Source organism: Bacillus sp. ILBB4 (assembly GCF_035064545.1).
In the GTDB taxonomy this organism is placed as follows: domain Bacteria; phylum Bacillota; class Bacilli; order Bacillales; family Bacillaceae_H; genus Priestia.
This window is the reverse complement of record NZ_JAIQVD010000003.1, coordinates 423,566-435,551: the sequence shown is the minus strand read 5'-3', so window position 1 is coordinate 435,551 and position 11,986 is coordinate 423,566. Positions and strand designations below refer to the sequence as shown.

The 11,986-nt window shown below is 38.7% G+C and carries 15 protein-coding genes; 8 read left to right on the top strand and 7 right to left on the bottom strand.

The annotated features are described in order from the left end of the window. Nucleotides 1–121 precede the first annotated feature (121 nt). The 5 genes from LAV82_RS14395 to aimA all read left to right on the top strand — a co-directional run bounded on the left by LAV82_RS14395 (nucleotide 122) and on the right by aimA (nucleotide 4,110). Entirely contained in the window at nucleotides 122–436 is a 315-nt protein-coding gene (locus tag LAV82_RS14395; protein WP_499716312.1) for an ArsR/SmtB family transcription factor, read from the top strand. Between the two features lie 70 nt (nucleotides 437–506). Further along, on the top strand, nucleotides 507–935 hold the full coding sequence (locus tag LAV82_RS14390) for a DMT family transporter (RefSeq protein ID WP_028409192.1): 429 nt from the start codon (nucleotides 507–509) through the stop codon (nucleotides 933–935). 12 nt (nucleotides 936–947) lie between these two features. Next, nucleotides 948–1,397 (top strand): DMT family transporter, encoded by a 450-nt coding sequence (locus LAV82_RS14385; RefSeq protein ID WP_499716311.1) that lies wholly within the window; start codon nucleotides 948–950, stop codon nucleotides 1,395–1,397. Between the two features lie 241 nt (nucleotides 1,398–1,638). Continuing rightward, complete coding sequence (locus LAV82_RS14380; RefSeq protein ID WP_014459377.1) at nucleotides 1,639–2,094, top strand: hypothetical protein; 456 nt, start codon at nucleotides 1,639–1,641, stop codon at nucleotides 2,092–2,094. A 393-nt stretch (nucleotides 2,095–2,487) separates the two neighbouring features. Beyond that, a complete protein-coding gene (gene aimA / locus LAV82_RS14375; protein WP_499716310.1) occupies nucleotides 2,488–4,110 on the top strand; it encodes a glutamate/serine transporter AimA in 1,623 nt (540 codons plus the stop codon). A 30-nt stretch (nucleotides 4,111–4,140) separates the two neighbouring features. On the opposite strand, the gene LAV82_RS14370 is transcribed toward aimA, so the two are convergent. The 6 genes from LAV82_RS14370 to LAV82_RS14345 form a co-directional block, all read right to left on the bottom strand. After that, entirely contained in the window at nucleotides 4,141–4,560 is a 420-nt protein-coding gene (locus tag LAV82_RS14370) for an Rrf2 family transcriptional regulator (protein ID WP_029322721.1), read from the bottom strand. A gap of 99 nt (nucleotides 4,561–4,659) precedes the next feature. Continuing rightward, nucleotides 4,660–5,304 carry a hypothetical protein gene (locus LAV82_RS14365; protein ID WP_029322723.1) on the bottom strand — a complete coding sequence of 215 codons (645 nt, stop codon included), beginning with the start codon at nucleotides 5,302–5,304 and terminating at the stop codon, nucleotides 4,660–4,662. Between the two features lie 192 nt (nucleotides 5,305–5,496). Then, nucleotides 5,497–5,862: a hypothetical protein gene (locus LAV82_RS14360; RefSeq protein ID WP_013057784.1), complete on the bottom strand. Its 366-nt coding sequence runs from the start codon at nucleotides 5,860–5,862 to the stop codon at nucleotides 5,497–5,499. Beyond that, nucleotides 5,859–6,164, bottom strand: a complete 306-nt coding sequence (locus tag LAV82_RS14355) for an antibiotic biosynthesis monooxygenase family protein (protein ID WP_013057785.1) — start codon at nucleotides 6,162–6,164, stop codon at nucleotides 5,859–5,861. The genes LAV82_RS14360 and LAV82_RS14355 overlap by 4 nt, the downstream gene beginning before the upstream one ends. A 164-nt stretch (nucleotides 6,165–6,328) precedes the next feature. Then, nucleotides 6,329–7,561, bottom strand: coding sequence for an NADP-dependent malic enzyme (gene ystJ, locus LAV82_RS14350; protein WP_013057787.1), 1,233 nt, complete (start codon nucleotides 7,559–7,561; stop codon nucleotides 6,329–6,331). A 258-nt stretch (nucleotides 7,562–7,819) separates the two neighbouring features. After that, nucleotides 7,820–8,617 carry an AAC(3) family N-acetyltransferase gene (locus LAV82_RS14345; protein WP_029322726.1) on the bottom strand — a complete coding sequence of 266 codons (798 nt, stop codon included), beginning with the start codon at nucleotides 8,615–8,617 and terminating at the stop codon, nucleotides 7,820–7,822. A 317-nt stretch (nucleotides 8,618–8,934) separates the two neighbouring features. Here LAV82_RS14345 and LAV82_RS14340 point away from each other — a divergent pair, with 317 nt between their 5' ends. Together LAV82_RS14340 and LAV82_RS14335 are read left to right on the top strand one after the other, a co-directional pair. Continuing rightward, nucleotides 8,935–9,939, top strand: coding sequence for a DUF3231 family protein (locus LAV82_RS14340; protein ID WP_013057789.1), 1,005 nt, complete (start codon nucleotides 8,935–8,937; stop codon nucleotides 9,937–9,939). A gap of 236 nt (nucleotides 9,940–10,175) precedes the next feature. Then, nucleotides 10,176–10,706: a GNAT family N-acetyltransferase gene (locus tag LAV82_RS14335; protein ID WP_116327015.1), complete on the top strand. Its 531-nt coding sequence runs from the start codon at nucleotides 10,176–10,178 to the stop codon at nucleotides 10,704–10,706. Nucleotides 10,707–10,746: 40 nt separating this feature from the next. Here LAV82_RS14335 and LAV82_RS14330 read toward each other — a convergent pair whose 3' ends face one another. Further along, on the bottom strand, nucleotides 10,747–11,496 hold the full coding sequence (locus LAV82_RS14330; protein WP_499716309.1) for an SDR family NAD(P)-dependent oxidoreductase: 750 nt from the start codon (nucleotides 11,494–11,496) through the stop codon (nucleotides 10,747–10,749). Nucleotides 11,497–11,695: 199 nt separating this feature from the next. Between LAV82_RS14330 and LAV82_RS14325 the strand changes: the two genes are divergently transcribed. Continuing rightward, nucleotides 11,696–11,962, top strand: coding sequence for a hypothetical protein (locus tag LAV82_RS14325; protein ID WP_029322730.1), 267 nt, complete (start codon nucleotides 11,696–11,698; stop codon nucleotides 11,960–11,962). Nucleotides 11,963–11,986: the final 24 nt, after the last annotated feature.

Below are 11,986 nucleotides of genomic sequence, written 5' to 3'. Positions count from 1 at the left end.
ACTCTATTATAAGTTGACTTTTTTTCACAGCTGTTATAATTCAACCCATCGCTTTTTATTTAGCTATAAAATGCAAACTTGAACATTTGACATCTGAGCTGTGACGAATAAAATAATAAGTATGAAACCTATTGATATCTTTAAAGCATTATCTAATGAAACTCGATTAAATATATTGGAGTGGTTAAAAGAACCTGAAAAGCATTTTAAAGACAAACAAGCACATTTGCCTAAGGAGGTCAGCAGCAGAGGCGGTGTTTGCGTGGGAGATATTCAGGAAAAAGCTCAGCTGTCTCAGTCCACAGTGTCCAGTTATCTTTCCATGATGCAAAAAGCAGGTTTGTTAGAGTCAATTCGGTACGGTCAATGGACATACTATCGCCGAAATGAAGAAACGCTTCAAGAGCTTTCTTCATTCTTACGAAAAAAACTTTAACGAGTTTTTTTCACTCATTATATCTATTTTTCTAGATATGCAAATATAAAGAAATACCGGAGTGATAAACGTGAAGTTGTTGGTTTATTTGGTTGCGGTTCTAGGCGGCGCTGCTTTAAGTATGGAAGGCGCTATTGCCGGAGAACTCGGAAAAACAGTGGGAAAACTTGAAAGCAGTTATTATATTTTTATTATGGGAACGCTCATTTTAGGTCTGACCACTTTATTTGCTGGAAAGGGAGATTTACCTTACGTCTTAAAAGCGCCTAAGTGGAATTTAACCGGCGGTTTATTAGGTACGGTTTATTTAACAATTCTAGTGATTAGTATCCCCTTTATCGGAATTGGCGTTTCAATGGTTGCTGTTATTGTGGGCCAAATGATTACAAGCATGATCATTGAGCATTTTGGTTGGCTTGGCAGCAGCAAAATTAAAATTAACAAAGAACGCGTAATGGCTATTGTATGTATGGGAATTGCGCTTGTGCTTATTTTCTAGGAGGGTTTTACGATGAGTTTATTGATGGTGATACTTACCTTAATAGGAGGATTAACGCTAAGCGCTCAGTCTTCTATTAACGGTACACTAAGTAAAAAAACAGGTACGTTTGAAACAGCTTTTTTAACCTTTGCGACAGGTGCCATGATTTTAACGATTGTCGTTGTATTCTTTGGTCAAGGAAACATTCTCTCTGTTTTTGATGTCCCTAAATGGGAGCTTACCTGCGCTTTATTCGGAGCATCTTATTTATTTTTAACTGTTTTAGCTGTACCTAAAATTGGTGTAACAGCAGCTAATATCTCAACTGTTATCGGTCAGTTATTTGCAAGTATGATTATTGACCATTTTGGCTGGTTTGGAAGCAAGGAAGTACCCTTTGATCTATCCCGCTGGATTGGTGTAGCATTTATGCTATTAGCTCTTTATTTTATTTTTAAAGGCAATAAGAAAACAGCATAAAATGTTCATGAAAATAGCCAAGTGTCCTTATGTAAAGGCACACTGGGCTATTTTTTGTACGTAAACCACATCTGAATTTTCAATCAATTATTTAGAACATATTTTATTTAAACTAAATTGATTTTAAATAAGGTAAATTCCACAAAAAAAATTGTGCATACCTTCCTGCCTTTGTTCAAAAGATAAAGAGGCAGATCTAGAAAATCAGCTACATAAACGAACAGGTAAGGTGGGTTTTTTCGTGGGAAAATTTTTATTTTTAGCAGCATTTGTCTTTTTTTGTTTTACGCTTTCCATTTCCGCAGAAGAAAATATACCAGAAGAAAATATAGAATCACACGTAAGTCAGCCTGTTGTAAAAGATTTTATTTATCAATCTCTTGAACCTTGGGTCCATCAAGATATTACTTCTCATTATGAGAAGGTTTACGGTAAACAGCATAAAAAAGTAAAAGTTCGCCCGATTAAAAAAGATGATATCGGGATACAAATGGGTGAAATACAGCCCGGCAAAGGCGGTAAGTTCACTCATATTGTGCGGGTGAAAATCTTGAACTTAAAAGTAAAACCCGAGGGAGAAGATGAATTTTTTGCAACAGATACGCTTATTTATAAAGTGAATATCAACGAACTTTCTGCTGAAAATGATGTAGAAAACGTCGTAAAACTACTCGAGTATAAACATCAAGAAAGATAAAATTCCAACTCTCCCCCCTTTTGAAGGTATTTATTCCTCTATTCAAAGGGGGCTTTATTATGGAGTATGTTTTTTCTTCACGTATTTAGGGAATATAACTACCACTTATCCCCTAATTTTTTCATATTGCTAGTGCATAAGGTACGAAGTTGATAACTTTTTGTCGGATTGTATCTATTTCTGTAGGGTTTCCTGTAGGATAAAAAAGAAAGTAAAGCGCTTTAATTACCTTGGCAGAAAGGTTGAGGATAGCTGTCCTGCATAAATGGAAATCAATAGGTATCAAGAACTGCATGTAACGACAAAAGTTGACAATCAAAGATTTCAGAATAATAATAATAAAGCAACAACGTTTAATTGAAAGACTTATTTTATATGAAAGGTGTTAGTCAGATGAACAATTTACATCGAAGAATGGGAACATTCGCGTTAACCATGACGGGACTTGGATCAATTATTGGTTCCGGCTGGTTATTTGGAGCGTGGCGAGCAGCTCAAATTGCAGGTCCGGCTGCTATTTTATCATGGGTCATTGGAATGGTCGTTATTTTATTTATTGCACTTTCTTACAGTGAATTAGGATCCATGTTTCCCGAAGCTGGCGGGATGGTCAAGTATACGCAGTACTCGCACGGTTCGTTTATTGGTTTTATTGCTGCTTGGGCAAACTGGATTGCGATTGTATCCGTTATTCCAGTCGAAGCAGTAGCTTCTGTACAATATATGAGCTCATGGCCTTGGAAGTGGGCACAGTGGACAAGCCACCTCGTAGAAAAAGGAACGTTAACTGGCGAAGGATTAGCTATCGCTACTGTGCTATTGATTATTTACTTTTTACTGAATTATTGGACAGTTGGACTATTTTCCAAGGCCAACTCGTTAATCACTATTTTTAAAATTGTTATACCGGGACTTACAATTGGAGCACTTTTATTTGTAGGCTTTCACGGAGAGAACTTCACTTCTGGAAGCAGCATCGCACCAAACGGCTGGGCTAGTGTGCTAACAGCTGTTGCTACGTCTGGAATTGTGTTCGCTTTTAACGGCTTTCAAAGCCCCATTAATATGGCTGGAGAAGCAAAGAATCCTGGAAGAGCTATTCCGATTGCGGTTGTAGGCTCAATTTTAGTGGCTACAGTCATTTATTTGCTTCTTCAAATTGCTTTTATCGGTGCGGTAAACCCTTCTGATATTGCCAAGGGATGGAGTCATTTAAATTTCAACTCTCCATTTGCAGATTTAGCCATTGCGCTTAACATCAACTGGCTTGTAATTGTCCTGTATGCAGATGCGTTTGTTTCACCATCTGGAACAGGTATTACGTATACAGCTACTACTGCTCGAATGATTTATGGTATGGAACAAAATAAATATTTGCCAAGTGTTCTAGGACGCCTTCATCCTATTTATGGTGTTCCGCGTCAAGCCATGTTTTTTAACTTAGCTGTTTCTCTTGTCTTTTTGTTTTTATTTCGGGGCTGGGGCGTGCTTGCTGAAATTATTTCAGTCGCTACGCTTATTTCTTACATTACAGGTCCTGTTACAGTTATGACGCTAAGACGAACTGGAAGCGATTTATATCGTCCCCTTCGTTTAAAAGGATTAAGCATTATTGCGGCGCTCGGCTTTATTTTTGCTTCATTAACGCTATATTGGGCGCGCTGGCCGCTAACTGGACAAGTTTTGTTTATTATTTTAATCGGCCTGCCTATTTATTTTTATTATCAAGCAAAGGCTAAATGGAAAGGCTTTCGACAGAACTTCAAAGGCGGCGTATGGATGGTTGTATACTTACTTTGTATGATGACTATTTCATGGCTTGGAAGCGAAAAGTTTGGGGGCCTTAATGTCATTAAATATGGATGGGATATGGGAATTATTGTTGTTGTTTCTCTTCTCTTCTACACATGGGCTTTAAAAAGCGGCTTCAAAACAGAGTATTTAGAGAATGGAAGAAAAGTAAATGACGGCTTAAAAGCAGCAGCGGCTGAAACAGCCGCTTCCGAAGAGTCGTAACAAAAGCACCTTGCATGAGCAAGGTGCTTTTTAGTGAGCAGTTCTAACTTTTTTCAGCACGTCTTCGATCGTAATTTGATCTAAATGCCTGATTACGCTTTGCTCACTCTCTGTAAAAATGTCGTCCATCACTGTTTGAATGTTTGATTTCACAATACAGTCAGCGTCAGGGTCGCCGCTGCACCAGTGAGGCTTCAGCGTTCCTGTCGATATAACTCGGTAAATCAATCCAAGACTTATTTCAGCAGGGCTGCAGCCTAAAGTATAACCGCCGCCTAGCCCTTCTTTTGTCCGAACCAAGTTGTTTTTTCTGAGTGTACTCATTATTTTCCGAACCCGTGCAGGATTGGTACAGATGTTATAAGCAATCAATTCACTGCTTGCTCGGTGATCTGGTAAATTTGCTAGGAACACTAAGCTGTGCACGGCAATGGTAAATTCACTGTTCATCTTCCATAAACCACCTTTTTTCTTTCTCTACTGTAACGTTAAGTGACACAGTTGAAAAAGTCAAGAGAGCAAGGAGGGAAAGAAGAACTGTAGCTTTATTTATTCACGGTCTTCTTTTTCTATACTTTCTACTTCATTAGCTGAGTTGATTTCAAGGTATACCGTCTTTTCTTTTAAACTGCCCTTTTCTTCTTTTTCAAAGTCTGTGCTTTTTTGATACGTTTTTTTGCCGTTTGGAACTTTTACCGTTATATGTTTGTTACTTTCTTCTATAAAAACACCTACAATTTTACGTTCGTCTCCATCTTGTTCATACACGCCATTTTTATCTGCTTTTGCTTTTGGAGTTAATTCAATACTAGTTGCTTCTTGTTTAGCTGCGTCAATTTCAGCTTCTACTTCTTTATTAATCATATCTTTTAGCTGTGAGCCTTCCACTTCCATCCCAGAGCTTTTTGGTACTTTAACGAGTTGATCATCGATATTCAGCGTCATTTCTTTTTCAGCGTCTTTTTTTAACGTACCAATCAAGTCAAAATCTTCATCTTTCCCCTTTTTAATGTCTGGGTCGCTCGAATACTGCTGTAGCTTTGTCAATTCTTGACGGTCTTCAATTGGTTTTTCCTCTGCTTTATGATTATCAGATTTTGTCTTGTTAGCTGGTTCACCTGAACAAGCTGCCGCACTTCCAATCATACATAGAGTAATTAAGAACAGGATTCCTTTTGTTAGCTGTTTTTGCATATGTATTCTCCTTTTTCTTTTTTATTTCCACCTTTATACATATGTAAAACAAAAAAAGTGAGACATAACTACATACAGGAAACCAACGTTCACCCTACCCATGAAAAAATCCGAACAGATTGGATTCTCTAACAAGAATCAAACCCGTTCGGATTTCCCTTCAACTAAAACACTTTTGTCCTAGCCTCTTTTTTAAAGCTGCTGTTGCTTCAGTATATGATTTGCTTCTTCTAAGTAAGTCACATACGCCTGTACTTGTTTATCACCGTAATTATCTAATTCAAACAGCGCTTCTTGTATAAAATTAAAATTATCAATAATATGCTGTGTTTTCATGCCTCTACTTGTGAGTAAATTGTTTAACCATAAGGCATAGTCCGTAAAAATTTTCAGGTTGTCTAACTTATATGTTGTCTCAAGATACTTCATATGATAATGATTATCTTCATGGCATCTTTCTTTACCGCGCTCTCCGAATTTTTCGAGCAAAGAAGGTTCTAACTCGTAGATTTTCTCCGTTACTCTTTCGACGATCTTATTAACGGGAAGTGAACTCATCGTGCCACCACTTTGTACTGAGAAACTTTTGGGATGACGGCTGCCAGTTCCTGATCAGGGTACTTTTTCTCTAAATCATGAATACGCTTGAAATCTTCGCTTCGTACCCAGCTTAAATAATTCTCTTTCGTATCAAATGTAAGCTGAACGGTGAGCTCCCCTGCTCGCTTATCGTTTTGAAGAAGTAGAAAGTCTACAAATCCTGGAGCCTCGTCGACTGATTTTGAACGATTTTTATAAATTCCAATCACTTCTTCAGCTTTTTCATCCGGTACATTAAATGTTGAAAATACGGTGTACATCTTTGTTCCTCCCTTTATGATACAAAACCTGGGTTCTTTTCTCTTTATTGTACATCATATGGGAGATGAAATGGTGTTACGTTTAGATTTCACAGCGGTTACAGCAGGTCTTTAAAACAAAAAGCCCTTTGAAACAGCGTTTCAAAGGGCTTTTTTACCCGTTATTAGTTTTCGATTTTTGTTAATTGTTCTGTATGTGTTTTTACACGTGCTGGATCAATTGTAATGCGGGCAACGCCTGAATCCATTGCCGCTTTTGCTACAGACTCTGCTACAGCTGGCGCTACGCGAGGATCAAATGGTCCAGGGATAACGTAATCTGCGTTTAGCTCTTCTTCTGTAATAAGGGCTGCAATTGCTTCAACAGCAGCTTTTTTCATTTCTTCGTTGATATGAGTAGCGCGAACGTCTAACGCACCGCGGAAAATTCCAGGGAATGCAAGAACGTTATTTACTTGGTTAGGGAAGTCTGAACGACCTGTTCCAATAACAGCCGCTCCTGCTTCTTTTGCAGCGTCTGGCTTGATTTCTGGATTAGGATTTGCCATCGCAAAGATAATTGCATCTTCATTCATTGATTTAACCATCTCTTGAGATAATGCATCTGCTGCAGATACACCGATAAATACATCTGCGCCTTTAATTACATCGCTTAGCGTACCGCTTTCTTTATTTACGTTTGTATAAGAAGCCACTTCAGCTTTCACTTTGTTCATACCTTGAGAGCGGCCTTCATAAATAGCACCTCTCGTATCACACATAATCATGTCACGTACACCGTAAGAATAAAGAAGCTTTGTAATGGCAATGCCGGCAGCTCCTGCTCCGTTTAAGACGATTTTTAAGTCTTTCATTGATTTATTGACAATTTTCAGTGCATTTACAAGTCCTGCTACCGTTACGATTGCTGTGCCGTGCTGATCATCATGGAACACAGGAATATCTACTTCTTTTTTCAGGCGCTCTTCAATTTCAAAGCACTGTGGAGCTGCGATATCTTCTAAGTTAATGCCTCCGAATGTATGAGCCATTAATTTCACAGTTTCAACAATTTTATCTGTATCTGTTGTATCAAGTGTAATTGGGAATGCATCTACGCCTGCAAAGCTTTTAAATAAAATTGCTTTTCCTTCCATAACGGGAAGTGAAGCCGCAGGTCCGATGTTTCCAAGGCCAAGAACAGCGGTACCATTTGTCACAACGCCGACCATGTTTCCTTTCATTGTGTAATCATACACCGTTTCTGGATGTTCATGAATTTCTTTACAAGGTTCTGCTACTCCCGGAGAGTAAGCTAAGCTTAAATCTTGAGCGTTTTGAACTTCAACTTTTGATTTAACTTCTAACTTACCTTGTTTTTCTTGATGCATATGTAGTGCTTGATCACGTAGTGACATAATTGTATTCTCTCCTTTTTTTCTATACATTTAAATTTTTTAATGAATTTATTTAACACTTGCTTTTTATCTCCATAATTGTAAGACAACCTGACCGAATAAATTCACAGACAAGTGCCATTATGAAACAAGGAACATAAAAAGTAAACTATCTTGCTTGAATGACTTCTGCGCTTGTTTAATTTAGATTCCAGAGGGGTCGCTGGCTCTCACGTTAAGTTGTCTGATATACAGACAACTTTAAAAGCATACAACCACTTACTGTAGCGCTTTCAAATACGTTTCAGCAAAATCGACGGCTTTAGGCATTGAAAAGAAGTATGCACGTGCTGAACCGATTTTTTCAGCTTTTATTCCTTTTGCTTCAATAAACGCTTCACCTATCTTTTCAAACAGCTCTTCTCGAAACTCTAATTCTTTATATGTCTTCCATACTCGCTTTCCTGCATCCATAACTGGAGACCCTTTTTGAATCACGTTTCGATATGGAATACGATATTCCGCTAGATGAAAAGAAGTATTGTTCCCAAACCCGACACCTAATAATAAAACAAAGGCATGTTTTTTGTAAAGCCTTTCAAGAGGAGAATTTTCGCCTAAACTGAATTCAAGGGGATGATCTCTTAAGAGGTCTTCGCTGTCCTTTCCCCAAGCGGCGAATGAATACATTGGATGGCTGCTTCTTCTTACGCCAGAGTACGTTCGAAAAGTTTCCACGATTTGTCCCATCCCGCTTGTTGGCGTGTGGGCCGGATCATATGCAGGCATCGTTTCCCGAATAGTTTCCCACCACTCTTTTGGCACAGCCGGATTGCCCCATTCTGATGGATCCGAAAGATCGACCGACTGTGACGGCATCACGATCGTTCCTTCCTCTGTCACTGTCTCCATTAAAGCTTGAACAACGGCTACTGAACCTCCGTTTACCCACCCTAATGAAGATAGCGAAGAATGAACGATGATAGTCATCCCTTGTGTTATGCCTAACCTGCGTAAATCTTCTTTTAATGTGTCTTTCGTTCTAGGATGATCTGTTGCTTGGACAATGTGCTTCATCGTAAGCTCCTTACTTATAGTGCTGCGAGAATGTGTTGCCGAACTCTAGCAATATATGTAAAACTTATGTTTCCATAATAGTAAGAATAACATCAATTGTCAAATTATTTAAAGTAATAGAAAAACTTAGTTTTATTCATATCAGTTATCATACAACTGACTTGTTGGTAAGCTTTATTTCCTTCAATTATCTTACTATAATAACGGCTAATGAAGCTTTTCAATAAATTAAAAAGAAGAATATTCCTATAAATAAAAGAAATACTAATGAAGCTATAAATATTTACCTATCACTATTTTCAGGAGGAATGTGTACAATGAGCACATCAAAACTTCCGCCGCTCACGTCATCGGAGCTTGCTAACTTATGGATGACTTATCAGGAAAAAACGATGATTTTGAGGTTTCTAGAATATTTTCTGGAAGATAAACAAGATTACAAAGAACTTTTTGAGCTATATTATAGCCGATCTTTAAAACGTGTAGCTCGAATTAAAGAAATATTTGAGAACGAAGGCGCTGTTATCCCAATTGGTTTTACGAAAGATGACGTGAATATAGGAGTTCCTAAACTATATGACCACATGTTCGAAGTCATGTATATACGCTTAATGTCTCAAATTGAAACAGGACTGTTTGCTTTGCATTCGACCATGTCTTACCGAGAAGATGTCCGAAATTTCTTCGTAGAGGCAACAGCAGAAGCACAGGACATATACAATCAATCCACACAAGTATTGTTAGAAACGGGTGTCATCGCAAAACCCCCATACGTTTCTATGCCTAAGGAAGTCCATTTTGTCCATGAACAAAATTATATAGGCGGATTGAGCTGGTTTAGCGAAAAAAGATCGCTGAATACCATTGAAGTGTCACTTATTCAACATGCTGTTGATACAAATCTTGTAGGAATGCAGCTGATGATTGGTTTTGCTCAAGTGGCCAACAACAAAGAGGCACAGCAGCATTTTGTCAGGGGTATGAAGCTTTCGAAGAAAATTGAAACAGAACTAGGTGATATTTTACGCCATAGCTACATAGAACCCCCGGCTACTCATGCCGGAAAAGCGACGAATTCAACCGTTCCTCCTTTTTCAGATAAGCTGATGATGTACAATACGAGTCTTTTGAGTACGTTCGGTCTGGGGAGTAATGCTTTAGGAGGAGCCTTTAGTTTAAGAAGTGATTTGCCATTAAAGATGCTCCAGCTTGCAAAAGACATTTACAGTTTGGCGAAAGAAGGCGGCAAAATTATGATTCAAAACGGATGGCTTGAAGAGCCTCCTCAAATTGAAGATCGCAATCAGTTAACTAAAAAATAGGTTCTTTCCTACAGGAAAGCTAGCTGCTCTACGTGCAGCTAGCTCTATTTGTTTTTTTAGTATACTGTTTTCAGTGCTAGTATGTAACAACTGTTTGCGTTATTTAGAAGTTTTTCCTGTCTTTTTCTCAGTCGTTTAGCTCGTATTTCCACTTAATTTATAACAGAAAAATAAAATAAAAGGTATTTTCTCTGAGCTGACGAAATCTTTCTATATAAAATAGAAAGGAGAAAAGTATGTTTCCTATTCTTCTTACACCTCGCACTACACTGCGTGAAATAACAGAAGTCGATGCAGATACTATTTTTGACTGCTTCTCTCAGAAAGAAGTTATTAGATATTACGGGCAAGAAAAATTCACAACTATTCAAGAAGCTCTGGTTCTGATTGATATTTTTGCTGAAAATTACAGAACTCAAAAAGGCATGCGCTGGGGAATTGAACGGCTCGATACGGGGGAATTAATTGGGACAGTTGGATTTAATCAGTGGAACCAAAAGCATAAGCGCGCGGAAATTGGCTATGAGCTGCACCCTCAGCACTGGGGTCACGGCTATGCTTCGGAAGCTGCTTCGGCTGTTATGGCTTATGGCTTTGATACCCTTCAGCTAGTGCGGATTGGAGCTGTTGTGTTTCTTGAAAACAAAGCATCACAGCATGTGCTTGAAAAGCTCGGGTTTCAAAAAGAAGGAGTGTTAAAAAACTATATGTATCAAAACGGAAAAGCTCACGATACGTTTGTTTATAGCTCCCTGCCTACTACATAATAAAAAAGGATTCTTTTCTTAAAAAGAATCCTTTTTCCTTTTATTTAAATGCCGCATACCCATCATCAGCCATGATGACGCTGCCGTTTACAGCTCCCGCTTCTTCTAAGGAAAGCAAATAAACCATATCTGCAATTTGTTTTGGTGTAGTGAGCTCCCTGCTCATCGTTTTAGCTTTCATTCCTTCAACCATACCGTTGTCTTTATAGCCTTGAATAATGGGCGTATCAACAAATCCTGGCGCAATGGCGACGACGCGAATGCCGTATTTAGCGAGATCTAGCGCAGCTGATTTCGTCATCATCACAACAGCTCCTTTTGTTGCGTGATAGGCATAGGTACCGGGTGAGGCTAAGAAGCTAAAAATAGATGCCGTATTGATAATGACGCCTTTAATACCTAACTCTCTCATTTTCCTGCCCGCTGCCATAATCCCATATGTAACGCCGTGCTGATTCACGTCAATAATACGGTGATATTCTTCTAAGTCTTGATCTAAAATAGATGTAGGGCGTCCAATACCTGCATTGTTAAACATCACGTCAATTCGCCCAAAGCGGTTCACAGTTTCCTCAATCAGCGCTTCCACTTCTTCAAACTTTGTGACGTCTGTTTGCACAAATAAAGCGCTCCCTCCAGCTTCTTCAATTTTTTGAAGGGTCTCTTTTCCTTTCCCTTTATCATAATCAGCAATGACCACCGCGTCTCCTTTTTGCGCAAACTTTAAGGCAGTTTCTTTGCCAATTCCGCTTGCTCCCCCTGTAATAACCACTACTCGTTTTTGCTGCATGTTTCTCCCTCCTTGATAAAAATTCCTTTCTTTTACATTATAGCATTCTTTTTTTCTGCCAGCTGTTTCTATTGATCACCTCATTGCTATGAAATCAGCCGAGTTAGGCATAAGTGAACGCCTTTTTTAATAAAAATCAGCGTGTGTACAAGCAGTCTGCCATTTTTTGCATTTACTATAGTGTAAGGAGGTGATGGCTATGCATGAACACACAGGTAATGTATCTATCCCACGTCCTCCGGATGTGGTGACAATTCTGTGGGAGCGAAATCCTTTGGATAGACAAGCTCCTCGTACTGTCGTAGAAGCAACAGTAATCGGCAGCGCAAATCCTTGCGGACGCTTGTTAGCTCAAGGTCAGCGCTACCGAAGTGCAGCACATTGTTTACTTGATAACGGATTTGAACAAATTACCGCTGAAAGATTAGGAGTATTTGGAGTAGCAGTATTTGTTAGAGAATATTAAAATAGAAAAAAGGGACCTTTCTGT

Coding starts and splice junctions, on each gene's coding strand:
- LAV82_RS14395 (WP_499716312.1), top strand. CDS start 122: ATGAAACCTATTGATATCTTTAAAGCATTATCTAATGAAACTCGATTA.
- LAV82_RS14385 (WP_499716311.1), top strand. CDS start 948: ATGAGTTTATTGATGGTGATACTTACCTTAATAGGAGGATTAACGCTA.
- aimA (WP_499716310.1), top strand. CDS start 2,488: ATGAACAATTTACATCGAAGAATGGGAACATTCGCGTTAACCATGACG.
- LAV82_RS14370 (WP_029322721.1), bottom strand. CDS start 4,560: ATGAACAGTGAATTTACCATTGCCGTGCACAGCTTAGTGTTCCTAGCA.
- LAV82_RS14365 (WP_029322723.1), bottom strand. CDS start 5,304: ATGCAAAAACAGCTAACAAAAGGAATCCTGTTCTTAATTACTCTATGT.
- LAV82_RS14360 (WP_013057784.1), bottom strand. CDS start 5,862: ATGAGTTCACTTCCCGTTAATAAGATCGTCGAAAGAGTAACGGAGAAA.
- LAV82_RS14355 (WP_013057785.1), bottom strand. CDS start 6,164: ATGTACACCGTATTTTCAACATTTAATGTACCGGATGAAAAAGCTGAA.
- ystJ (WP_013057787.1), bottom strand. CDS start 7,561: ATGTCACTACGTGATCAAGCACTACATATGCATCAAGAAAAACAAGGT.
- LAV82_RS14345 (WP_029322726.1), bottom strand. CDS start 8,617: ATGAAGCACATTGTCCAAGCAACAGATCATCCTAGAACGAAAGACACA.
- LAV82_RS14340 (WP_013057789.1), top strand. CDS start 8,935: ATGAGCACATCAAAACTTCCGCCGCTCACGTCATCGGAGCTTGCTAAC.
- LAV82_RS14335 (WP_116327015.1), top strand. CDS start 10,176: ATGTTTCCTATTCTTCTTACACCTCGCACTACACTGCGTGAAATAACA.
- LAV82_RS14330 (WP_499716309.1), bottom strand. CDS start 11,496: ATGCAGCAAAAACGAGTAGTGGTTATTACAGGGGGAGCAAGCGGAATT.
- LAV82_RS14325 (WP_029322730.1), top strand. CDS start 11,696: ATGCATGAACACACAGGTAATGTATCTATCCCACGTCCTCCGGATGTG.